The following is a 21,566-nucleotide window of genomic DNA, read 5'->3' as shown; positions in this document are numbered from 1 at the left end:
CGGGGCGAAACGGCCGGGACCTCCGACCCTGCCCGCACCGCACCGGACGGCCCACCCTGAGACCATGACGTCCCGCACGGCAGTCCTCGCACACGCCGCCCGCCTCGCCCGGCACGCGCCGTCGATCCTCAACACCCAGCCCTGGCAGTGGCACATCGGCCGGCACACCGCCGAACTGCGCCCGGACACCACCAGGGCACTGCCGTACCTCGACCCCGACCACCACCTCATGCTGCTCAGCTGCGGCGCCGCACTGCACCACGCGACCGTCGCCATCCAGGCACAGGGCCGGCAGGTCACCGTCGAACACGGCACCGACCCCCTCGCCCGCCTCACCCTCGGGCCACCGGACACACCCCGCCACACCGACCTCGCCGCCGCCATCACCCACCGGCGCACCGACCGGCGAGCCTTCGGCTCACAGACCCCCGGCGACGAGATCATCGCCGACCTGTGCAAAGCCGTCGCCGCCCAAGGCCTCCACCTGCGCCCGGTACGCCGTGACGAGCTCCCCCTGCTGGCCACCGCCACCTCCCGCGCCGCCTCCGACGCCGCCCACCGCCCCGGACTGCGCGCCGAAGTCGCCACCTGGACCGACCGCCCCACCGGATACGGCGACGGCATCCCCACCGCGACCACCGCCACCGCCACCCTGCGCCGCGTCCCGATGCGCGACTTCGCACCCGGCTCAGGCGGCGGCTTCTCCGTCTCCGCCGCCGCCTCCGACATCGGCGCCCGCTACGTCGTCCTGCACAGCGACGACCCCGACGACTGGCTACGCGCCGGCGCCGCCCTCTCCGCCCTGCTGCTCACCGCCACCGTCCGCGGCGTCGCCTGCTCCCCGATGAGCGAACTCGTCGAAGCCCCCTGGCCCCGCTCCATCCTCGCCACCCTGATCGGCACCACCGGCCACCCCTACCTGGTCGTCCGCCTCGGCTACCCGGTCGACGACGGACCACCCCCGGCCGCCCCACGGCGACCGGAGACGGAGACCACCCACTACGGCTTCACAGACGCATCCCCGCACCCCCGCCTCACGGATGCATCACCGCGCCCTTGACCACCCGGTCCACCCCGTTGCGCGGCCCCGGCCAGGCCCACCAGATCCAGATCGGCGGTCCGCACCGCGCGGACCGCCGCCCGGTTCGCCGCGTCGTGGCCGGTCGTGAACAGATCCGAGGTGAACACCGACATCCGCACCCCGTCCCGGCCCAGCGCCCGGCCGTGCGCCGCCGCCAGCACCTCCTCACCACCCTGGAGCACCAGCCACCCACGGCACGTGGACGGTCCTGCTCGTCGACGACGGCGCAGTCCGCTACGACCTGGACCGCCACGAACGCGGCGCCTTCGGCGACCTGGTCACCGTCCCACCGCCCCGCGTCCTCTACCTGGACGCCGACCAGCTGCCCGCGCCGATCTTGGACGCTAAGCCACCGAATTCGGTGGCTTAGCGTCCAAGATCGGCGCAGAGATGCCCGCCTTCGTGCCCGGCCACCCGTCCCGGTGCCAGCAGGTGATCTCGCCATCCACCCGGCAGTCGACCGTCCGCACCTCGGTCACGAACGCCAGCCGTCCCCACCCGGTAGGCACGAACGCGCACACGATCACGCCCCCGTGGGCACCGGACCCGCTGAAACCGCTCCAGTCCGGCGCGCCGCCACTCCCCCTCTATCGCGGCACCATCCAATCGAGCACCGGAGTGCCCTGCAACGTCACCAGAACGCACATGAACACCAGCAGCACCAGACTCCAGCCGACCACCCGGCGGAAGATGTCACCCTCCTTACCGGCCATGCCGACCGCCGACGCCGCGATCGCCAGGTTCTGCGGACTGATCATCTTGCCGAGCACGCCACCGGACGAGTTCGCCGCCGCCAGCAGCACCGGATCCAGGCCCGCCTTCGTCGCCGTCTGCACCTGCAACGCGCCGAACAGCGCGTTAGACGAGGTGTCCGAACCGGTCACCGCCACACCGATCCACCCCAGAATCGACGACAGGAACACGAACACCACGCCGGCCTGGGCGAAAAGCTCACCCAACGTCGCGGTCTGGCCAGATTGATTCAGAACGTACGCGAGAGCCAGCACCGCCATCACGGTCACGATCGCCTGGCGCAACTCCACATAGGTACGTCCGTAGGCCCGGACCGCCGCACCCGGCCGAATCCGCAGCACCAGCGCCGTGAGGATGCCCGCCAGGATCATCAGAGTGCCGGCCGCGGGCAGCCACCCGAACGTGAAGTTCGTCGAGGACAGCGGCTTGCCGTCGGCGCCCAGCACGTCCAGCCCCGGCCACGGGAACACCACCGTCCACGGCTCCTGCGCCAGCGCCTCCTTGACCGGCCCCAGATTCGCGATCGAGAAGATCACGATGATGATCAGGTACGGCGCGTACGCGCGGAACACCTCCACGGGCGGATCCCGCCGCACCTCCGTCACCGTCGCCGCCCCGGCCGGCACCCGCTCGCCGCCCACCTCCGCCGGGTCGCCCCCGGCAGCCGGCCCACCGGCTGGGCCGTCCACGCCCACCGGACCACTCGTACCCGCGGAAACGCCGGCACCCGCCGGACCGCCCTCGCTCGGACCACCCGACGGGCCGGTACCGCTGGCCGCTGGCCCGCTGTCCCGGCCCGCACCGGACTCGGCGGGCCGGGACGGAGCGGCTTCCGGGGCGGTGGCGTGCAGGTCGGGCGACTCGGACGGCCGCCAGACGCGCAGCAGCAGGACCACCGCCGCGGCCGACACCAGTGCGGCGATGATGTCGGTGAGCGGCACCGAGACGTAGTTCGACGCCACGAACTGCCCGACACCGAACGTCAGACCCGCGACCAGGGCGACCGGCCAGGTCTGCCGCACGCCGCGGCGCCCGTCGACCACGGCCACCAGCACCAGGGGTACGACGACCGCCAGGATCGGGGTCTGCCGGCCGACCATCGCCCCGAGTGTGTCGGTGTTCAGCCGCGGATCGGCCACCGCCCCGGACGTCACCGTGCCGAGCGTGACGATCGGGGTGGCTAGCGCCCCGTACGCGACCGGCGCCGTGTTGGCGATCAGCGCCACGGCGGCGGCCCGCAACGGCCGGAACCCGAGCGCCATCAGCATCACCACGGTCACCGCCACCGGCGTACCGAATCCGGCAAGGGCTTCCAGGAGCGCCCCGAAGCAGAAGGCCACGATGATCGCCTGGATCCGCATGTCCGGGCTGACCCGTTCCATCGACCGGCGCAGCACGTCGAAGTGCCCGCTCACGACGGTCAGGTTGTACACCCAGATCGCGTTGATGACGATCCACAGGATCGGGAAGAAGCCGAACGCCGCCCCTTCACTGGCCGACAGCAGCGCCTGCCCGGCCGGCATCGAGTAGACGGCGACCGCCACCACGAGGGCCACACCGAGCGAGACGATCCCGGCCAGCCAGGCCCGCATCCGTACCACGCCGAGCAGTACGAACAGCGTCAGCAGTGGCAGCGAGGCGAAGATCGCGGAGAGCGCGACGGAGCCGGCCACCGGGTCGGTCACGATCTGGAACTGTTCGAACATGACAGCCATCCAGGGTCATCGATCACCTTGGCCGCAATCTAGCCCCCTCCCGGCAAACCGCAACACGAACCGGGCCAGCCCACACCCCCTACAGCATCCTAGGAGGCTAGTCTCATTGCCCGGCGCGGGAATCAGCTCCGCGCAACGAAGCGATGAAACGCGCCGCGGGCGAGCGTCAGAACGGCGGTTCGGAGAAACGTGGGTCGTACCGCGGTGGTTCCGGGCGTTCGCGGGCGCGGGCCACGGCGATCGCCTCCTCGGCGCGGCCCTGCCGGACCATCAGGCAGGCCAGCGCGATGCCTTCGTTCGCCTCTGTCCGGTACGGCCACAGCAACGCGACCGCATCGTCGAGCCGCCCCTCCTCCACCAGCAGCTCGGCGACCCACCCGCGGGCGAACCAGTCGTCGAGGGGAGCCTCCGCGATGGCCTGAGCCCGCCGCCCCTGTGCGGAGAGCATCGCCAACCGCTGCCCGATGAGGTCGTGGCCGGTTCCGCCGGTGCTTTCGAGCAGCGCGTCGACGATGGCGAGGGCCTCGTCGAAGCGGCCCCGGTCGGCGAGCAGCCCGCACAGCACCGGCAGGTGATCGGCGCCGCGAACCCCGCCCGGGTAGAGCACCTCGATCGCCTCGTCGACCCGACCGTGCCGGGCGAGGAACTCGCCCAGCAGCCACACATCGTCCACCCGGAGGATCTCCGCTGCCTCGTCGACGCGGCCCTGTCCCTCGAGGTGGACCGCCAGCCGGCGGGCGGCGAAGACGCCCCCGTCCCCGGCGATGAACTCGCGCAGACCGTCCGGGTCGTGCTCGAACAGCAGGTCGGCGAGCATCTCGATGAGACCGACGTGGTAGTTCTGCCCGTCGGAATACGCGGCCCGCAGCACGGCGATCGCCTCGTCGGCACGCCCCTGCCGGTGAAGCACCTCGGCCAGCGGTCCCGGCACGCCGAGTGGCAGCAGGGCCGCGACGACTCGTTCGTCCCACCCGCTGCCCGCGGTGATCTCGACCAGCGTGCGGACGTGCTTCCCCTCGGCGACCCGCGGCAGCAGCAGATCGATCGCCTCGGCGGTCCGGTCCAGCCCCGCCAACAGGGTGGCGACCCGCGCGACCGGTGCGTTCTCCGGGTTTCGGCGCACGACAGCGACCGCCTCGTCGACGCGGCCGCTGTCGGCGAGAAGCGTCACCAACCGGTCCGTCGCCGCGGGTTCTCCCGTCTCGGCGAACGAGCGGACGACGGCGACCGCCGCGTCGATGTCCCCGCTGCCGGCGAGGCGGTCGGCGATCCGGGCGTTCGGTTCCCACCGGCCGGCCGCCGCGAACGGCCGGTACAGCTCCAGCGCCTCGCCGACGTCCACGCGGGCGGCCAGCGCGTCGGCGCAGTGGAAGTCGCCGGCCGCCGCCTCGCGGCGCAGCTCGCCGAGGAATCCGTGGTCGGCGAGAGTGGACGCCAGCCGGGGCGGAAGGCTCAGGTCGGGGGCGTCCATGTCGTCTCCTCGCGCAGCGCCTGGACGGCCAGGTGCCAGGGGAAGTCGGTGAGGGCGCCGGGTTCGTGGGGTTCGAACTCGCCGGGGCCGAACAGGACGCGGACGCCTTCGGCGCGGAGCTGGTCCACGCTGGCGCGGAACGGGATCCGGGAGGCCAGGGCGGTCTGCACGCACGGCAGGACCACCACCGGGATGCCCAGGCCGGGCGCTTCGGCGAGCAGGCCGAGGGCGTAGTTGTCGGCGTGGCCCTGGGCGAACTTGTTGATCGTGTTGTAGGTGGCCGGCGCCACGACGATGGCGTTCGCCCGGGGTGGGCGCGGGTCGCCGGGCGCCCGGTAGCGGCTGCGGACCGGGCGCCCGGTCCGCGTCTCCAGCTCCTCGGTGTCGATGAACGCCAGCGCCGACGGGGTGGCGATCACCTGCACCGTCCACCCGTCGGCCCGGGCGAGCGTGACGAGGCGGCCGACGTCGGCGGCGACGCCGGCCGCGGAGACGATCACGTACAGGGTTCGACCCTCGTCAGTCACGATTCAAGATCTATCACCTGGTACGGAACAGGTCGATCAGCCCGGCGAGGAAGTGGCTCATGTCGGTGCCGAGGGCGTCGTCGTCGACCACATAGGTCCAGGTGGCGCTGGGGCGGTCGAGGCCCAGGCCGGCGGCGGTCCAGTCGGCGCCGGACGGGTCGAGGGCCGCGAACACGGCGGCCGCCCGTTCCTCGGCGTCGGGGATCAGGCGGCGGAACTCCGGTACGGCGGCGCGGTGGAACTCGTCGAGCGGATCCAGGTTGGCGACGGCCCGCAGGTGGATGCCCTCGCGCAGCTCGCCGATGAAGCCCAGGTAGTCGGCCCAGGCGGTGTCCAGATGGTGCAGCACGATGGTACGGGCGACCGCCGCGACCCGGTCGGCGCCGTGCAGGCGGACCAGCGCCGCGTGTTCGGCGGATCGCAGCCCGGCCAGGATCTCGCTGCCCCGGTCGGTGGTGAGCACCTGTTCGCGCCGGTCGGCCATCGCCACCCGGTGCTGTTCCAGCAGGTAGTGGTAGCGCCACGTGTTGCGGTGGATCTCCAGGTTGACCTGTTCGGCGATCCGCTGGGCGTCGGCGACCACCGGCGACTTGGCCGGCGCGTACCTCGTGATCAGGTCGTCGTCGAGGCTGACGAAGAAGACCGAGCCGCCGGGGTCGCCCTGCCGTCCGGCGCGGCCACGGATCTGGTCGTCGATCCGGGCGCTGTCGTGGCGGCCCACCCCGATCACGTAGAGGCCGCCGAGCGCCGCCACCCGGTCGTGATCGCGCTGGTCACTGCCGCCGAGCCGGATGTCGACGCCACGCCCGGTCATCTGGGTGGAGACGGTGACGGCCCCGATCGCGCCGGCCTCCGCGACGATCACGGCCTCCTCGGCGTCGTTCTTCGCGTTCAGTACGGTGCACGCGAACCCGGCCTCCCGCAGCCGCTCGCCGAGGGCCTCCGAGTCGGCGACCGCCGGGGTGGCCAGCAGGATCGGCCGGCCGGTCGCGTGGACGGCGGTGACCTCGGCGATCACCGCCTCGTCGCGCTGGCCGGCGGTGCGGTACGTCCGGTCCGGCTCGTCACGGCGAATGCACGGCCGGTGCGGCGGCAGGACGGCGATCTCCAGCCGGTAGTGCTCCCGCAGCTGTTCGCCGACGCCGAGGGCGGTGCCGGTCATGCCGGCGACCCGCGAGTACCGGTTGAGGAACGCCTGGAGCGTGATCGTCGCCAGGATGCTGCCGCCGCCGCTGCCGGTCAGGCCCTCCTTCGCCTCGACCGCCGACTGGAGGCCGTCCGGCCAGCGGCGCCGCTGGGCGACCCGGCCGCGGAAGCCGTCGACCAGCTCCACCCGGCCGTCCCGGACGATGTAGTCGACGTCCCGGGTGAGCAGCGCCTCGGCATGCAGGGCCAGGTTGGCGGCGGTGAGCAGGTCCAGGTTCTGCACGGCGTACAGCTCGACACCCAGCGCCTTCTCGACCGCGGCGATGCCGTCGGCGGTCAGGTGCACGGCCCGGTCCTGTTCGGCGAGCACGTAATGGTCACCGGGCCTGAGGTCACGGACCACCCCGGCCATCCCGAGCGCGAGATCCGGTCCGGCGAGCGTCGATCCAGCCAGAACGAGGGGTACGCGGGCCTCGTCCACCAGCACCGCGTCGGCCTCGTCGACGATCACCGCGCCGAGCGGGCCCTGCACCCGGTCGGCGACGTCGGTGCACAACCCGTCGCGCAGGAGGTCGAAGCCGGCCTCGTTCACCGACACGTAGGTGACGTCCCGCGCGTAGGCGGCCCGCCGCTGCGCGACCGTGGACTTCTCGGTGACCCAGCCGACCGAGACGCCGAGCCGCTGGTAGAGCGGCCACATCCATTCGGTGTCGCGCCGGGCCAGGTAGTCGTTGACGGTCAGCACGTGCACCGGCCCGTCGGCGCTGAGCGCGGCGGCGGCGATCGCGGCGGTCAGCGTCTTGCCCTCGCCGGTGGCCATCTGCGCCACCCGGCCGTCGATCAGCGCCAGGGCGCCGACGAGCTGTTCGTCGTACGCCCGCAGCCCCAGCTCCCGGCGCGCCGCCTCCCGGGCGACGGCGCAGAACTCCGCCCGCCCGCCCCGGGCCCTGCCCACCAGGGCGCTGTCGTCGAGCCGGGCGACCTCGGCCTCCAGGTCCCCGGCACGCGCCACCTCGGCCCACAGCGCACCGAGATCAACGGTGCTGCCCGGTGGCCGGACCACCCATCGACGTGCGGACTCCAACCATCCCGGAAGCGCCATCGTGTCCCCTCACCCGCCCGTGTCGACGCCCACTCTGCCCGACCCGCGCACCCCACCCCAAAAGTCGATCACCCCAGATGCCCCGGAAGTCAGCCCCCCAGCCCGCCCCTGGAAGCCGGCCTGACCCGGTGACCCGTGCGGCGCCACCGGGTCGGACCGTGCGGCGCCAGCCGCCCGGTCAGGCTCACGCCCGGCGGGCGCGTTGCGGCCGGGACGTCGCACCCGGCTCGCGGGGAGCGGCGGGACGGGGTGGATTCGGCGGGGGCGGCGTCAGGCGTACCGGAAAGGGGTTCAAGGGTTCAAAGCCTGCCAGATGCGGTCGGCGGTGTAGGGGAGGTCGGTCAGGCGGATGCCGAGGGCGTCCCGGAGGGCGTTGCCGAGGGCCGGGGAGACCGGGTTGTACGGGGACTCGCTCATCGACTTGGCGCCCAGCGGCCCGATCGTGTCCGTCGTCGTGGCGAAATGGACCTCGGTGGGCGGGATGTCGGCGACGGTGGGGAGGTGGTATTGGCGGAACGTGGTCGTGGTGACCTCGCCGGACGGGGAGATGTCGACGTGTTCGGCGAGGGTGGCGCCCAGCGCCTGGGCCACGCCGCCCTCGATCTGGCCACGGAGCTGGAGCGGGTTCATGACGGTTCCGGCGTCGGCGCTGTGGACGCTGCGGAGGATGCGCAGTTCGCCGGTGCCGGGGTCGACGGCGACGCGGAAGAACTGGGCGTTGAAGGCCACCGAGCGTGGGGTGCCGTCGAAGTGGCCGCTCGCGGAGATGGTGCCGGTCTCGGAGGGGGTGTGGCCGGTGCGGGCGAGGAGCTGGGCGCGCAGCGAGCGGCAGGCGCGGAGCACGGCCTGCCCGGCGACCACCACGCCGGTGGAGGCGAAGGCGCCGGTGTCGTGGCGGACCACGTCGGTGTCGGACTGTCTGATGAGGATGCGGTCGGGGGTGGTGTGCAGTTCGTCGGCGGCGATCTGGGCGTGGACCGTGGTGCTGCCGTTGCCGAACTCGGCGGTGCCGACCGACAGCTCGTAGCGGCCGCCGGGGAGCAGGGTGACGGTGGCGTCGGCGAAGTGGCCGCCGGGCGGGCCCGCGGCGATCATCGCGATGGCCATGCCCTGGCCGGTCAGCCAGCCGGGTGGGGCCTCGTCGACGGTGGCGGCGGCCTCCCGCATCTTCGCGAGGCACTGGTCCAGGCCGTAGCTGGCGATGCCGAGGTCGGGGACGTGGGCGCCGGGGGCGGTGAGGTCGTCGCCGGGGCGGACCACGTTGATCTCACGGAACGTCACCGGATCCATGTCGATCATGCGGGCCAGTTCGTCGAGGACCTGTTCGACGGCGAAGGTGACCTGACCGAGCCCGTAGCCGCGGAACGCTCCGGCGGGGACGGTGTTCGTGTAGACGGTGTAGGCATCTGTACGGATATTTCCGCACTTGTAGACTGCTACCGTCTCGTGGCAACCATGATGCATCACCGACGGGCCGTGGTTGCCGTAGGCGCCGGTGTCCACCAGGACGTTGAGCTGGAGGGCCGTGATCGTCCCGTCCCGCCGCGCCCCCGCCTTGACCGTGATCGTGAACGGATGCCGGGTGGTCGCCGCCGTGAACTGTTCGGAGCGGGTGAACTCCCACTTCACGGGGCGGCCGGTTCGCAACACGGCGAGCGCGACGAGATCCTCGACGAGCATCTCCTGCTTGCCGCCGAATCCACCGCCCACCCGCCCGGCGACCACGCGCACCTTTTCCGGATTCATGCTGAAAAGGCGGGAGAGGGCGCGCCGGGTGAGGAACGGCGTCTGCGTGCTGGTGCGGATCACCAACCGGTCGTCGTCGTCCAGCCAGCCGACGGCGCCGTGCGTCTCCAGGCTCGCGTGCTGCACGCGCGGCGTCCGGAATGTCGCCTCGTAGACGGCGTCGGCCGACGAGAAACCCGATTCCACGTCACCGATGCCGGCGTGCAGCTCCCCCACCACGTTGGCGTCGGCCCGCATGATCCCCTGCGCGATCCCCTTGTCCCCGTGCACCAGCGGCGCCCCGGGCAGCATGGCCCGAGCGGGATCGATCACCGCGGGCAGCACCTCGTACTCCACGTGCAGCCGCCGCACCCCCTCCTCGGCCGCCGCCTCGGAGCCGGCGACCACCGCCGCCACCCGCTGCCCCACGAACCGGACCACCTCGTCGAGGACCCGGGTGTCGTACGGATCCTCCGCCTCGTTCTCGTGCTGTCCCGTGGAGAACAGCCGCTCGGGGGCGTCCTTGTGGGTGAGCACCGCCTCCACCCCCGGCACGGCCAGCGCGGCGGTGGTGTCGATCGACAGGATCCGGGCGTGCGCGTGCGGCGACCGCAGCGCCTTGAGGTGCAGCAACCCCGGCACGTCCAGGTCGAACGTGTACCGGGCGGTCCCGTCGACCACCTGTGGGCCGGCCGGGGCGCCGAGGTTCGACCCGACCGCCGAGCCGGCCCGCGGCGTGACGGCGGCGGGGCGCCCTTCGATGGCGTCGGTGATGGCGCGATAGCCCGTACACCGGCAGAGGTTGCCTTTGAGGCTGCGTGGCAGGTCCTCGCGCTGCTCGTCGGTGAGCGCCGCCGCCGTCATGATCATGCCGGCGGTGCAGAAGCCGCACTGGAAGCCCTGCGCGTCGAGGAAGCACTGCTGCACCGGATGCCCGGCCAGGCCCTCGATCGTGGTGACACGGTGGCCCTGGGCGCGGAAGGCCGGGTAGACGCAACTGTGCACCGGCTTCCCGTCGACGTGCACCGTGCACGCTCCGCAGTCGCCGGCGTCGCAGCCCTTCTTGACGCCGAAGCAGCCCTCCTCCCGCAGATAGGTGCGCAGGCACTGCCCGGGCCGGGGTGCGCGGTCGTGCGGGGTTCCGTTGATCTCGATGCTCATGCGGCCAGCTCCGTGCGGATCTGCGCAGCGTAGTGCCGGGTCAGGTGGCGGCGCCAGACCGGGCGGCCGTGCACGTCGTCGACGTACTGGTCGGCCGGGATGGTGTCGAGCGCGGCCTCCACCTCGTCCGCCGAGGGCGGATCCGGGAAGCGGAAGACATACGGCCGCCGGGTCGCAGCCGTCACGGTGAGTGATATTCCTCCGGCGGGATCGGCCCGGCCGATCAGGAGCACGGCCGATCGGCCATGACGATGCAGAGACCCTCGACGGTACGCCGTACGCATGCTCAACAGTGATCCGGAAAGGTGGATCGCCCGCAGCAGCTCGCCGTCGCGCAGCACGGTCGTGCCCTCGCCGGTGACGAAGTCGGCGGCCGGCACCCGGCGCTCGCGGGAGTCCGGGCCGATCAGCACGCAGGTGCCGTCGAGCGCCGCGGTCAGCGAGATCATCGGCCCGGCCGGGAGGGCGGCGCAGAGGTTGCCGCCGACCGTGGCCACGTTCCAGATCTTGAACGAGGCGAGGAACGCGTGGCAGCACTGCCGGACGATGCCGTACCCCCGCAGGCCCTCGGCCAGTTCGGCGATGGTGCAGGTGGCGGCGATCTCGACACCGTCGTCGCGGACCGTCAGCGGCGGCCATCCGGCGGCCGTGAGATCAAGCAGGCGGCTGACGTGCGGCCGGGGCTCGCCGAACAGCGCGGTCCCACCGCCCAGCCAGGCGTCACCGGGCCGCCACTGACCGGGCGACGCGGGGCTGATCACTTCGGTGACGGTGTGCAGATCCACAGACGCACGCTACGCCCGCGACGTTTCCGATCATGGCCGTCGACGGAGGGCCGTTGTTACGTTCCGGTCACCCGGCCATCCACCGGACGAACTCTTCGTTATGGAGCCGTGACAAATCTGGCCTTGCGTACCCGGGGTAACGGGTAATTGCTCGGCCCCGATCTTAATATCCGAAATTTCGGATAGCTCCGTGGCGGAGGTCACCGTCAGTCATGTTGATCAAGTGATCTGGGTTACTGACGAGTAAAGAAGGCCTCTTGTAGTCGCGGCCCGCGAGCGGCAGCATTTCGGGCACATTACGACCGCGACCATCGACGTGTCTCGCTGCGAGTCGCCGGTCCACCATCGAAGAGGAGGTCCGCGTGGAGGAGGCGCAAAGCGCGCCGGCGTACGGGCGCACCAACTGGCGCCGGTTCGCGGTTGCGGTGGGCGTGCCGACCGTTGTCGCCGGTGGCCTGGTGCTGGCCCTCGCCGAGGGAGCCCTGGCGGCGAACTTCACCGTGTCCGGCAAACAGTTCAAGCTCACCGCCGACACGCTGGTCGGCACCGGCTTCACCCAGTACAGCGGCGAGTTGGACACCCAGGACCCGGACTACCCGGGCGGCAAGATCCCGGCGGCCATGTCCGGCATCAAGTCGGCCACGCTGGTCGGACTCTGCCAGTCCGTCGCGGTCGGGCCGGTGACCCTGCGTATCGAGGCCGGTAACGATGAGAACAACCCGGTGAAGGCGGAGAACCTGCTGATCGGCATGTCCGAGCTCGGCGGGAACGCGACCTTCGAGGACATCCAGATCGGCCTGGACGCCTCCACCATGACCCGCGACGGTGCGGAGAGCCACGGCGCTCCGGGCTCCTTCGGGCAGCAGTCCCGGACCGTCACGATCGAGAACCTGCGGCAGAAGGCGTACTACACCTCCGCCTCCACGTTCGTCCTCAACGGCATGAGCCTCAAGCTGCACATCGGCGGCTCGCACGAGTGCTACCAGGACTGACCCAGTCGCACCGGGCTCGCGGAGCGCACCTCCGCGAGCCCGTCCGCTGCCGAGAACCCGAGGAAAGGACCGCCGTGCCGACGGAGAACTTCTGGGACCGGTTCCGCCGGTGGCGGCGTGCCCGGCCGTTCTGGGGCGGGCTCGTGATGCTGCTGTCCGGGCTGGAGATGTTCGTCAGTGCCAACCTGGAGCTGGACAACATCAAGATTCACATCGGGCCTCAGGGGTTCTACTCGTACCTGCTGCCGGTGATCATGCTGACCTGCGGGGCGCTGGCCTGGTTCAGCCCGGCGCAGCGGCTGTTCTACGGGATCGTCGGGATCATCACGGCGCTGTACTCGTTCATCGGGCTGAACCTGGGCGGCTGGATCCTCGGCATGATGCTCGGGATCGTCGGCGGCGCCCTGGTGGTGGCGTGGGGAGCACCCCGCGCCGGGAGCGACGAGCGGCCCACCAGGGAGATCCCGCCGGCGCCGGTGGACCCGACCATCGTCCCCGGCATCGACCCGGAACCCGGGCGCAACTCGCTGCACCGCAAGGCTCTGCTCATCATGGCGCCGTTGCTGGTGGCCGCCACCGTGGCCGTCGCCGGGAACCGCCCGGCCGAGGCGGCGGAGTGCCCGGAAGGCCTGCCGTCCCGTAAAGCGAGCGCCTCCCCCAGCGTGAGCCCGAGCAGGACGACGGCGAAACCGACCGACTCGGCGACCGTCGTGCCGTCGACGAGCGCCAGCGCCGGCCCGACACCGACACCGACACCGACACCGACCGAGACCAGCGATCACCCGATCCTGGACGGCATCAACGACTTCTGGGAGGGCGTCGGCGACCTGATCGGCATCGGCGGGAACGACGACGAGCAGGAGGCGGAGCCCACCCCGTCGGCCACGCCCACCGCCACCACCGCCGCGCCGACCCCGGGGAGGACACCCACGACGACGCCCACGACGGCCACGCCGTCGAAGAAGGCCACCGCCGAGCCGGAGGAGATCCCGTGCCTCGGCGCCCGGCAGGTCGGCCTGCTCGCCGAGGACGGCGACATCCCGCTCGCCGCCGCGAAACCCGGCGTGGTCAAGGCCGCCTCGGTGACCATGTACAACTCGTCGTACGACGGGGTCGCCGAGGTGCCCACCGCCAACGGCCCGATCCGGTCGCTGAAGTTCACCATGGACAAGGTGGTGAACACGCCGTTCAGCCTCACCATCGACGAGCCGGGCGACGCCACCACGGTCATCGAGAGCGGCGAGCTGATCCTCGACGGCGACGTGGAGTTCTACAGCCCCACCTTCAAGGGCAAGCTGTTCGGGCTGATCCCGGTCACGTTCACCCCGGAGCAGCCGCCGCCGCTGACCCTGCCGGTGCTGTGGTTCACCGACGTGACGCTGGACCTGGCGTATGTCAAGTCGAACGCCCTCACCGCGGAGCCGCTCGACATCAACGAGAAGATCGGCTGACCGCGCATGGCATAGATTCGGGTGCACGACTGTCCCACGATTGGAGATCGCATCGTGTGCCGGAGCATCCATCAGCTGCACAATTTCGAGCCGCCCGCGACGCCGGACGAGATCCAGGCGGCCGCCCTGCAGTACGTCCGGAAGATCGCCGGGACGGCCCGGCCCTCGCAGGCCAACCAGGCGGCGTTCGACGAGGCCGTGGCAGCGGTGGCGGCGGCCACCGCGGAACTGCTGGCGAACCTGGTGACGAACGCGCCGCCGCGCAACCGGGAGGAGGAGGCGGCGAAGGCGCGGGCCCGGGCCGAGAAGCGCTACGCCTCCTGACCGTCCGTACGGGCAACCAGGCCCGTACGGCTCATTAATGATCATTTCGGGCAAAAACGACGAATGCCCTGAATAGCCTCGTCTGCGGACATGCGATCCGGCGCGTGACCGGGACAGACAGGGGGCAATCGTGGGCAAGGCACCAACGACCATGCCGATCCGGCGAGCGGAGTTCCGGACGACCGACATCGCCGAGACCCATGAGATCCTCCGCCGTACGTATGTCGACCACCGCCCGCGCATGAGCCGTCCCGGCGCCGACTTCCTGTTCCACTCGCGGACCGCGGCGGCCGGGGATCTCGCCCTCGACCGGTTGCGTTACCGGGGCGCGGTGGAGTCGGCCTCCGACCCGTTCGACTCGGTCATCACGGTCGTCATCTGCGACGGCTGGTACCGCGTCGACACGGGCGGCGGAGCCGTTCCGTTCGCGGCCGGGGACGCCTTCCTGGTGCCGCTCGGGACACCGTTCCAGGTCGCCTGGCAGGGCCTCGACCTGCAGAACGTCCGGTTCCCCCTGGAGACAGCGGCCCGGGCGGCGGGCCGGCTCGGAGTGGACACGGTGGATTTTCGATTCGACGCCCCGGCGCCGGTGTCGCAGCGGATGCGGCAGCACTGGATCGCCACGGTCAAGTACGTGACCGGGACCTTCGCCGGCCCGGAGCCCGCCGCGGCGCATCCGCTGGTGCACGCGGCGCTCCTCGACCTGGTGGGCGCCACCGCGGTGGCGGTGTTCCCGAACACCACGATGACGACGGACTACATCCCCGGTCCGGGGCGGGTGCCGCCGGCCGCGGTCCGCCGGGCGATGGCGTACATCGACGCGCACGCCGGCGAGCCGATCACCATCGAGGACATCGCCGGGGTCGCCAACCTCGGCGTACGGGGTCTCCAGGCCGCCTTCGCCCGGCACGGCGACACCACCCCGACCGGCTACCTGCGCCTGGCCCGCCTGCACGGCGCGCACCGCGACCTGCGCGACGGGGACCCGGCCCGCGGCGACACGGTCGGCGCGATCGCCCGCCGGTGGGGGTTCGCCGCGCAGGGCCGGTTCGCCGTCGAGTACCGCAAGCAGTTCGGCCGCTCCCCCAGCCACACGCTGCGCACCTGACCGGGCGCGTCCCGGTGAGCGGTACGGACGTGGCCTGTCCGGCGGAGGAGGGTACGCAGTTCGGCATGATTCGGGCGAGGTTTCGCGCGGACGAGAGGACCCACGACATGACCACGAATGCCGCTGCCCGCATCACGGTGCGCCGGGCCACGGTGGAGGATCTTCCGGAGGCGGCGGTCCTGTTCGGCGGCTACCTCGAGTTCTACGGCCGGCCCGCCGACCCGGAGAAGGTGCTGGCGTTCCTGCGGGAGCGGCACGAGCGCGGCGAGTCGGTGCTGCTGCTGGCCCGCGACGAGAACGGCGAGCCGGCCGGGTTCACGCACATCTACCCGACGTTCTCCTCGCTGTCGATGGCTCCGGTGTGGACGCTCAACGACCTGTTCGTGGCCCCCACCGCCCGGCGCACCGGCGCCGGGCGCGCTCTGGTGCGGGCCTGCGCGGCCGAGGCCGGGAAGGCCGGGGCGATCGGGGTGCAGCTCCAGACGGCGCCGGACAACCACACCGCGCAGGCGCTCTACCGGGCCGAGGGCTTCGTGCCGGACGAGTTCGCCGCCTACTGGCTGTCGCTGTCCCAGTGAACCCGGAACCCGTCGACGGCCAGCGCGGTGAGGAAATCGGCCGGGTCGACGAGGTTCTCGATGTGGTGGACACCGGGCCGCAGCACCGGTAGCCGGCGGATCACGTGGGCGGCGAACAGGCCGGTGCCACGGCTCTGCCCGCGCCCGGTGAACGACGCCCGCGCTCCCCCGGCCTCGGCGGTCACCGCGAAGCCGTCGCCGCCCAGGTGCAGGCCGCCGAAGATCCGCTCGGTGAGGCCCCGGACGGCCGGGCGGCGCAGCAGGTTCGCCACGGCCGGGCGGTTCGCGGCGCCGAGCAGGGCGGTCGCCGGGCGGGAGTCCAGGCACAACCCGGTACGGACGTCGCCGAACCCGAGGGTGTGCTGGTCGGAGAACGGGAACCGGTGCACGGCGCGCCGCCCGTACGGGGCCGGGAAGGTGGCGGTCCAGTTGCCCCGTTCCCGGCCGAGCCCGTCGACGGTCCAGCCGACCGCGGCCGCGCCGTGGCGTTCCCCGGAGCCGAGCAGCACCCCGATCCGCACCGGCCGCCCCGGCGCCCGGTCGGCCACCCATCTGGCGAGCAGGTTCGTCACCCCGGGGGCGACGCCGACGCTGAGCACCGCGGTGGCGCCGGTGCGCTCGGCGAGAGGGCCGAGGCTCTCGATCCCGGCCAGCACCTCTCGTGTGGCGGACACGTCGACGTAGTGGATGCCGCGTTCCAGGGCGGCCCGGGCCACCCGCGCGTTGCCGGTCTCGGCGCACATCAGGACGGCGCCGACACCGTCGAGGGCCGCCCGCACCTGGCCGGGCTCGGTCAGGTCGAGCCGGATCACGCCGGCCCCGGGCACCGGCCGGGCGCGCTCCGGCCGGCGGCCCGCGACCTGGACGACGGCGTGCGCGGCCAGGGCGGGGGCGGCCTCCCGGCCGACCGCGCCGTACCCGCCGAGGATCAGCACCCGCGATGTTTTCGTAGTCATGCTCTAAGAATGTTTTTGTAGTGCCGCTATAGTCAAGTCCCATGACCGGAAAAGTCGACGGCCGGGCCGAGCGGGCCCGTGCCACCCGCGCCCGCATCACGGCCGCGGCCACCACCACGTTCGCCGCGGCGGGCTATGCGACGACCAGCATCAGCGCGATCGCGGCCGCGGCCGGGGTGAGCGAGCAGACGGTCTACTACTCATTCGGCAACAAGCGGGCCGTCCTGGTCACCGCGCTGGACCAGGCGATCGCCGGCGACGACGAGCCGATCCCCACGCTCCAGCGGTCCTGGGTGCACGCGGCCCTCGCCGAGGCCGACCCGCGCCGCCAGATCGAGCGGCAGGTGGAGGGCGCCGGCGAGGTGCTGCGCCGGGCGGCGCGCCTGCTCGCCATGGTCCGCGGGGCGGCCGCCGATCCGGAGCTCGCCGAGGTGGCCGCCACCACCATCCGGCACCATCGCGAGGTCCAGCGCGTCTTCGCCGCCGCGCTCGCCTCCAAGACAATCTTGCGTACGGACGAGGCCGCCGCCGCCGACACCGCGGTGGCCCTGCTGTCGCCGGAGACCTACCTGCTGCTCACCGAGCAGCTGGGCTGGACCCACGACCGCTGGCGGGAGTGGGCCGCCGACTGCCTGGCCCGCGCAGTCATCGGCGAAGCCAGTCCTCCAGCCCGGTGAGCAGCCGGTCCGGGTCCTCACGGGGTGGTCTCCTCGAAGAGCAGCAGCGTACGGGTACTGACGACACCGGGCATGCCCTGGATCTCGTCGAGCACCAGATGCCGCAGCTCGGTGTTGTCGGCGACCCGGACCAGCAGGATCACGTCGAAGTCGCCGCCGACCAGCCCGATGTGCACCACCCCGGGCAGCACCCGCAGCCGGGCCAGGATCTCCCGCCAGTTGGCCTGCCGCAGGTTGAGCGTCACGTAGGCGGCCGTGGTGAGCCCGGCCGCGACCGGGTCGACGTCGGCGTGGAAGCCGCGGATCACCCCGTCCTGCCGCAGGCGGGCCACCCGGGCGTACGCGTTCGCCCGGGAGATGTGCAGCGTCTCGGCGAGGGTCCGCATCGACATCCGCCCGTCCTTGGCGAGCTCGGTGAGGATCCGCCGGTCGGTGTCGTCGAGCATCTGGCCACCTGTCTCGGCGGACCCTTTTCTGGCCGCCCGGTCCTGGACGTTCGGCTCCGAACCGCCCTCGAAGACGAAACATTATCTCGCGTTCGGCGCACCTGTGGTGATCGTTTGGCTTCCTGCACAGAATCCTCGCATGACACGTGACGCAGCTCTCCTGCTGCCGTCCACGGAGCCGGTGACGCTCATCGACCCGGACGGCAACCCCGTTCACGTCGGCCAGGACATGCCCGACCCGCAGGCACTGGTCCACGCGTACGCCGCACTGATCTCCGCGCGGCGCTTCAACGACCAGGCGAACGCCCTGGTCCGGCAGGGCCGCCTGGCGGTCTACCCCTCGTCGCATGGGCAGGAGGCCTGCCAGGTCGCCTGCGTACAGGTCCTCGACCCGGGCGACTGGCTGTTTCCCACCTACCGCGATTCGGCGGCCATCGTGGCTCGCGGCGTCGACCCGGTGCAGGCGCTCACCCTGCTGCGCGGCGACTGGCACAGCGGCTACGACCCGCTCACGACGAGGGTCGCGCCGCAGGCCACGCCGCTGGCCACCCACCTGCTGCACGCGGTCGGGGTGGCGCACGCGGCCCGGCTGCGCGGCGAGCCGACCGTCGTGATGGCGGTCTGCGGCGACGGCGCCACCAGCGAGGGCGACTTCCACGAGGCGCTCAACTTCGCCGCCGTCTTCCGTACCCCCGTGGTGTTCTTCATCCAGAACAACGAATACGCGATCTCCGTGCCGCTGGCCCGGCAGACCGCGGCGCCCTCCCTCGCGCACAAGGGCATCGGGTACGGCGTGCCCGGCGCCCGCGTCGACGGCAACGACGTGGCCGCGCTGCTCAGCGTGCTCGGCTCGGCCGTGGACCGGGCCCGTGCCGGAGAGGGCCCGCAGCTGGTGGAGGCGCACACCTATCGGGTGCAGCCGCACACCAACGCCGACGACCCGGGCCGCTACCGCTCCGCCGACGAGGTCACCCCCTGGCTGGCCCGCGACCCGATCACCCGGGTGGAGACCTATCTGCGGGGCCGCGGCCTTCTCGACGACGAGACGATCGCGGGGTACGGGGTGAGCGCCGAGAAACTGGCCGGGAACATGCGCGCCGGGCTCGGTGAGGACACCGTCGCCGACTACCGGGACCTGTTCGCCCACGTCTACGCCGAACCCACCCCGCAACTGCGCGAACAGCAGGCCCTCGTCGCCGACGAACTCTCCCGTGAGGAGGCACGCTGATGGCCGCCGAGAAGCTCACCATGGCGAACGCGCTCAACCGGGCACTGCGCGACGCCATGCGCGCCGACGACACGGTGCTCATGTTCGGCGAGGACGTCGGCCCGCTCGGCGGCGTCTTCCGGATCACCGACGGGCTCACCGCCGAGTTCGGGGAACAGCGCTGCTTCGACACCCCGCTCGCCGAGTCCGGGATCCTCGGCATGGCGATCGGGATGGCCATGAACGGGATGCGGCCGGTCGTCGAGATGCAGTTCGACGCGTTCGCCTACCCGGCGTTCGAGCAGCTCGTGAGCCACGCCGCGAAGATGCGCAACCGGACCCGGGGGCGGGTCGGGGTGCCGCTGGTCATCCGGGTGCCGTACGCCGGTGGCATCGGCGGCGTGGAACACCACTGTGACTCGTCCGAGGCGTACTACGCGCACACGCCGGGGCTGCACGTGGTCGCCCCCGCCGACCCGGCGGACGCCTACGGGCTGCTGCGCAAGGCCATCGAGTCGCCCGACCCGGTGATCTTCCTGGAGCCGAAGAAGCTGTACTTCTCCCGCTCCGAGGCCGACCTCACGCTCCCGGTGCCGCCGATCGGCAGGGCCGTGGTGCGCCGGCCCGGCACCGACGCCACCCTGATCGCGTACGGACCGGCCGTGCCGGTCGCCCTCGAAGCCGCCGAGGCGGCCGCCCAGGAGGGCCGCAGCCTCCAGGTCGTCGACCTGCGCTCGATCGTGCCGTTCGACGACGAGACCGTGTGCGCGGCCGTCCGGTCCACCGGCCGGGCCGTCGTGGTCGCCGAAGCGGCCGGGTTCGCCAGTGTGTCGTCCGAGGTGGTGGCGCGGGTGACCGAACGCTGCTTCCACTCGCTGCACGCCCCGATCCGGCGGGTCACCGGCTTCGACATCCCCTATCCGCCGCCGAAGCTGGAACACGTCCACCTGCCGTCGGTCGACCGCATCCTCGACACCGTCGACGACCTCCAGTGGGAGGACGCGTGAACACCCGGATCTCCCTACCCTCCCACCTCCGCGCGGGGCTGACCGGGACGGCGGTGGCGGCATGAGCCCCAAGACCTTCCTGCTGCCGGACCTCGGCGAGGGCCTGACCGAGGCGGAGATCGTGCGCTGGCTGGTCGCCGAGGGCGACGTGATCACCGTGGACCAGCCGGTGGCCGAGGTGGAGACCGCGAAAGCGGTGGTCGAGGTGCCGTCCCCGCACGCGGGGCGGGTGACCACCCGGCACGCGGCCGAGGGGACCACCCTCGACGTGGGCGCGCCGCTGATCACGGTGGCCGCACCGGACGCGGCCGACACCTACCGCGAGGAGGAACGCGCCGGCTCCGGCAACGTCCTCATCGGCTACGGAACCTCCCCCACCACGGCCTCGGGCAGGCGCCGTCGCCCTCGCGGCCACGACACCGCCGCCGCCCCCGCGCCGGCCGGCCGCCCGGCCACCGTGCCGGTTGCGCCGACACCGCCGAAGCGTCCGGCGGCCGCGCCTCTGGTGCTGTCACCGCTGGTCCGGCGCCTCGCCCGGGAGAACGGCGTCGACCTGTCCGTGCTGCACGGCACCGGACCGGGTGGCGTGATCACCCGCCGGGACGTGGAATCGGCCACCCGGACCCCCGAACCGGCGACACCGGCCGCCGGGGAGCGACGGGTTCCGCTGAGCGGATTCCGCAAGGCGGTGTCGGCGGTCCTCACCCGCAGCCGCGCCGAGATCCCCGAGGCGACCGTGTGGGTGGACGTCGACGCCACCGCCCTGTGGGAGCTGCGGGAACGCACCCGCGGCGACGCCGGATCGCCCGGGCTGATGGCCTACGTGGCCCGGTTCGTGGTGGCCGGGCTGCGCGAGTACCCGGTGTTCAACGCCCGGCTCGACACCGAACGGCAGGAGATCGTCGAGCTGCCCGACATCAACCTGGGCCTGGCCGTGCAGACCGGCCGCGGCCTGGTGGTCCCGGCCGTGATGGGCGCGCAGACGATGACGACCACCGGACTGGACGCGGCGATCCGGGACGTGACGGCCCGGGCCCGCCGTGGCGAGTCCACCCCGGCCGAGCTGACGGCGGGCACGTTCACGCTGAACAACTACGGCGCCTTCCGGGTCGACGGCAGCGCGGCGATCATCAACCATCCACAGGTCGCCATGCTCGGTCTGGGCCGGATCATCGATCGCCCCTGGGTGGTGTCGGGTGCTCTGGCCGTACGAAAGATCGCGCAGTTGTCCTTCGTCTTTGATCATCGGGTGTGTGACGGGGGCGCGGCCGCCGGTTTCATGCGCTCGGTGGCCGACGCCATCGAGGACCCGCCGTCGGCGCTGGCGCGCCTCTGAGACGCACTTCCGGGGAAT

General features: G+C 72.2%; 19 protein-coding genes and 1 pseudogene. 11 read left to right on the top strand and 9 right to left on the bottom strand.

Translation table 11 applies throughout. From position 1 onward, the window contains the following. Nucleotides 1-64: 64 nt before the first annotated feature. Complete coding sequence (locus KZ829_RS26125) at nt 65-1,060, top strand: Acg family FMN-binding oxidoreductase (RefSeq protein ID WP_220146549.1); 996 nt, start codon at nt 65-67, stop codon at nt 1,058-1,060. On the opposite strand, the gene KZ829_RS26120 is transcribed toward KZ829_RS26125, so the two are convergent. Continuing rightward, nucleotides 1,000-1,242: a DUF2000 family protein gene (locus KZ829_RS26120; RefSeq protein ID WP_372453898.1), complete on the bottom strand. Its 243-nt coding sequence runs from the start codon at nt 1,240-1,242 to the stop codon at nt 1,000-1,002. The genes KZ829_RS26125 and KZ829_RS26120 overlap by 61 nt on opposite strands. A gap of 29 nt (nt 1,243-1,271) precedes the next feature. Between KZ829_RS26120 and KZ829_RS44635 the strand changes: the two are divergent. After that, nucleotides 1,272-1,442: pseudogene (locus KZ829_RS44635) on the top strand (AraC family transcriptional regulator); the annotation flags it as partial. Nucleotides 1,443-1,668: 226 nt separating this feature from the next. Here KZ829_RS44635 and KZ829_RS26115 read toward each other — a convergent pair. The 6 genes from KZ829_RS26115 to KZ829_RS26090 form a co-directional block, all read right to left on the bottom strand. Next, entirely contained in the window at nt 1,669-3,549 is a 1,881-nt protein-coding gene (locus KZ829_RS26115; protein ID WP_220146548.1) for an L-lactate permease, read from the bottom strand. A gap of 166 nt (nt 3,550-3,715) precedes the next feature. Beyond that, a complete protein-coding gene (locus KZ829_RS26110) occupies nt 3,716-5,020 on the bottom strand; it encodes a tetratricopeptide repeat protein (RefSeq protein ID WP_220146547.1) in 1,305 nt (434 codons plus the stop codon). Continuing rightward, nucleotides 5,002-5,550 carry a flavoprotein gene (locus KZ829_RS26105; RefSeq protein ID WP_372453897.1) on the bottom strand — a complete coding sequence of 183 codons (549 nt, stop codon included), beginning with the start codon at nt 5,548-5,550 and terminating at the stop codon, nt 5,002-5,004. The genes KZ829_RS26110 and KZ829_RS26105 overlap by 19 nt, the downstream gene beginning before the upstream one ends. 10 nt (nt 5,551-5,560) lie before the next feature. Then, a complete protein-coding gene (secA2, locus tag KZ829_RS26100) occupies nt 5,561-7,795 on the bottom strand; it encodes an accessory Sec system translocase SecA2 (RefSeq protein ID WP_220146545.1) in 2,235 nt (744 codons plus the stop codon). A gap of 291 nt (nt 7,796-8,086) precedes the next feature. Next, nucleotides 8,087-10,681 (bottom strand): molybdopterin-dependent oxidoreductase, encoded by a 2,595-nt coding sequence (locus KZ829_RS26095; protein ID WP_220146544.1) that lies wholly within the window; start codon nt 10,679-10,681, stop codon nt 8,087-8,089. Beyond that, on the bottom strand, nt 10,678-11,466 hold the full coding sequence (locus KZ829_RS26090) for an FAD binding domain-containing protein (RefSeq protein WP_220146543.1): 789 nt from the start codon (nt 11,464-11,466) through the stop codon (nt 10,678-10,680). Before KZ829_RS26090 ends, KZ829_RS26095 begins: the two co-directional genes overlap by 4 nt. A 362-nt stretch (nt 11,467-11,828) precedes the next feature. On the opposite strand from KZ829_RS26090, the gene KZ829_RS26085 reads away from it, so the two are divergent. The 5 genes from KZ829_RS26085 to KZ829_RS26065 all read left to right on the top strand — a co-directional run bounded on the left by KZ829_RS26085 (nt 11,829) and on the right by KZ829_RS26065 (nt 15,919). After that, complete coding sequence (locus tag KZ829_RS26085; RefSeq protein ID WP_220146542.1) at nt 11,829-12,458, top strand: DUF6230 family protein; 630 nt, start codon at nt 11,829-11,831, stop codon at nt 12,456-12,458. A 74-nt stretch (nt 12,459-12,532) separates the two neighbouring features. Further along, nucleotides 12,533-13,909, top strand: a complete 1,377-nt coding sequence (locus KZ829_RS26080; RefSeq protein WP_220146541.1) for a DUF6114 domain-containing protein — start codon at nt 12,533-12,535, stop codon at nt 13,907-13,909. 54 nt (nt 13,910-13,963) lie between these two features. Further along, nucleotides 13,964-14,233, top strand: a complete 270-nt coding sequence (locus tag KZ829_RS26075; protein WP_220146540.1) for a DUF2277 domain-containing protein — start codon at nt 13,964-13,966, stop codon at nt 14,231-14,233. A 130-nt stretch (nt 14,234-14,363) separates the two neighbouring features. Further along, on the top strand, nt 14,364-15,341 hold the full coding sequence (locus tag KZ829_RS26070; protein ID WP_220146539.1) for an AraC family transcriptional regulator: 978 nt from the start codon (nt 14,364-14,366) through the stop codon (nt 15,339-15,341). A 107-nt stretch (nt 15,342-15,448) separates the two neighbouring features. Beyond that, the gene (locus tag KZ829_RS26065; protein WP_220146538.1) at nt 15,449-15,919 is read left to right on the top strand and encodes a GNAT family N-acetyltransferase; all 471 of its coding nucleotides are present in this window, start codon (nt 15,449-15,451) and stop codon (nt 15,917-15,919) included. Here the strand turns inward: KZ829_RS26065 and KZ829_RS26060 are convergent. Further along, nucleotides 15,895-16,875, bottom strand: a complete 981-nt coding sequence (locus KZ829_RS26060; protein ID WP_220146537.1) for a saccharopine dehydrogenase family protein — start codon at nt 16,873-16,875, stop codon at nt 15,895-15,897. The two genes, KZ829_RS26065 and KZ829_RS26060, sit on opposite strands and share 25 nt — an antisense overlap. A 41-nt stretch (nt 16,876-16,916) precedes the next feature. On the opposite strand from KZ829_RS26060, the gene KZ829_RS26055 reads away from it, so the two are divergent. Further along, on the top strand, nt 16,917-17,552 hold the full coding sequence (locus KZ829_RS26055; protein WP_220146536.1) for a TetR family transcriptional regulator: 636 nt from the start codon (nt 16,917-16,919) through the stop codon (nt 17,550-17,552). Between the two features lie 17 nt (nt 17,553-17,569). Here the strand turns inward: KZ829_RS26055 and KZ829_RS26050 are convergent, their stop codons facing one another. Further along, entirely contained in the window at nt 17,570-17,998 is a 429-nt protein-coding gene (locus KZ829_RS26050) for an Lrp/AsnC family transcriptional regulator (protein ID WP_204297970.1), read from the bottom strand. A 139-nt stretch (nt 17,999-18,137) separates the two neighbouring features. Between KZ829_RS26050 and KZ829_RS26045 the strand changes: the two genes are divergently transcribed. From KZ829_RS26045 to KZ829_RS26035, 3 genes are all read left to right on the top strand, one after another. Next, nucleotides 18,138-19,226, top strand: coding sequence for a thiamine pyrophosphate-dependent dehydrogenase E1 component subunit alpha (locus tag KZ829_RS26045; protein WP_220146535.1), 1,089 nt, complete (start codon nt 18,138-18,140; stop codon nt 19,224-19,226). Further along, nucleotides 19,226-20,212: an alpha-ketoacid dehydrogenase subunit beta gene (locus tag KZ829_RS26040; protein WP_220146534.1), complete on the top strand. Its 987-nt coding sequence runs from the start codon at nt 19,226-19,228 to the stop codon at nt 20,210-20,212. The genes KZ829_RS26045 and KZ829_RS26040 overlap by 1 nt, the downstream gene beginning before the upstream one ends. A gap of 61 nt (nt 20,213-20,273) precedes the next feature. Then, nucleotides 20,274-21,548: a dihydrolipoamide acetyltransferase family protein gene (locus tag KZ829_RS26035; RefSeq protein WP_220146533.1), complete on the top strand. Its 1,275-nt coding sequence runs from the start codon at nt 20,274-20,276 to the stop codon at nt 21,546-21,548. Nucleotides 21,549-21,566 lie beyond the last annotated feature (18 nt).

The organism is Actinoplanes hulinensis (assembly GCF_019429605.1).
Taxonomy (GTDB): Bacteria; Actinomycetota; Actinomycetes; order Mycobacteriales; family Micromonosporaceae; genus Actinoplanes; species Actinoplanes campanulatus.
The sequence above is the reverse complement of the archived record's forward strand: the minus strand, read 5'-3'. Positions and strand labels throughout refer to the sequence as shown.

Bases quoted from the DNA above. Each gene is read 5' to 3' on its own strand.
- KZ829_RS26125 (WP_220146549.1), top strand. From the start codon at position 65: ATGACGTCCCGCACGGCAGTCCTCGCACACGCCGCCCGCCTCGCCCGG.
- KZ829_RS26115 (WP_220146548.1), bottom strand. From the start codon at position 3,549: ATGGCTGTCATGTTCGAACAGTTCCAGATCGTGACCGACCCGGTGGCC.
- KZ829_RS26110 (WP_220146547.1), bottom strand. From the start codon at position 5,020: ATGGACGCCCCCGACCTGAGCCTTCCGCCCCGGCTGGCGTCCACTCTC.
- secA2 (WP_220146545.1), bottom strand. From the start codon at position 7,795: ATGGCGCTTCCGGGATGGTTGGAGTCCGCACGTCGATGGGTGGTCCGG.
- KZ829_RS26095 (WP_220146544.1), bottom strand. From the start codon at position 10,681: ATGAGCATCGAGATCAACGGAACCCCGCACGACCGCGCACCCCGGCCC.
- KZ829_RS26065 (WP_220146538.1), top strand. From the start codon at position 15,449: ATGACCACGAATGCCGCTGCCCGCATCACGGTGCGCCGGGCCACGGTG.
- KZ829_RS26060 (WP_220146537.1), bottom strand. From the start codon at position 16,875: ATGACTACGAAAACATCGCGGGTGCTGATCCTCGGCGGGTACGGCGCG.
- KZ829_RS26055 (WP_220146536.1), top strand. From the start codon at position 16,917: ATGACCGGAAAAGTCGACGGCCGGGCCGAGCGGGCCCGTGCCACCCGC.
- KZ829_RS26050 (WP_204297970.1), bottom strand. From the start codon at position 17,998: ATGCTCGACGACACCGACCGGCGGATCCTCACCGAGCTCGCCAAGGAC.
- KZ829_RS26045 (WP_220146535.1), top strand. From the start codon at position 18,138: ATGACACGTGACGCAGCTCTCCTGCTGCCGTCCACGGAGCCGGTGACG.
- KZ829_RS26040 (WP_220146534.1), top strand. From the start codon at position 19,226: ATGGCCGCCGAGAAGCTCACCATGGCGAACGCGCTCAACCGGGCACTG.
- KZ829_RS26035 (WP_220146533.1), top strand. From the start codon at position 20,274: ATGAGCCCCAAGACCTTCCTGCTGCCGGACCTCGGCGAGGGCCTGACC.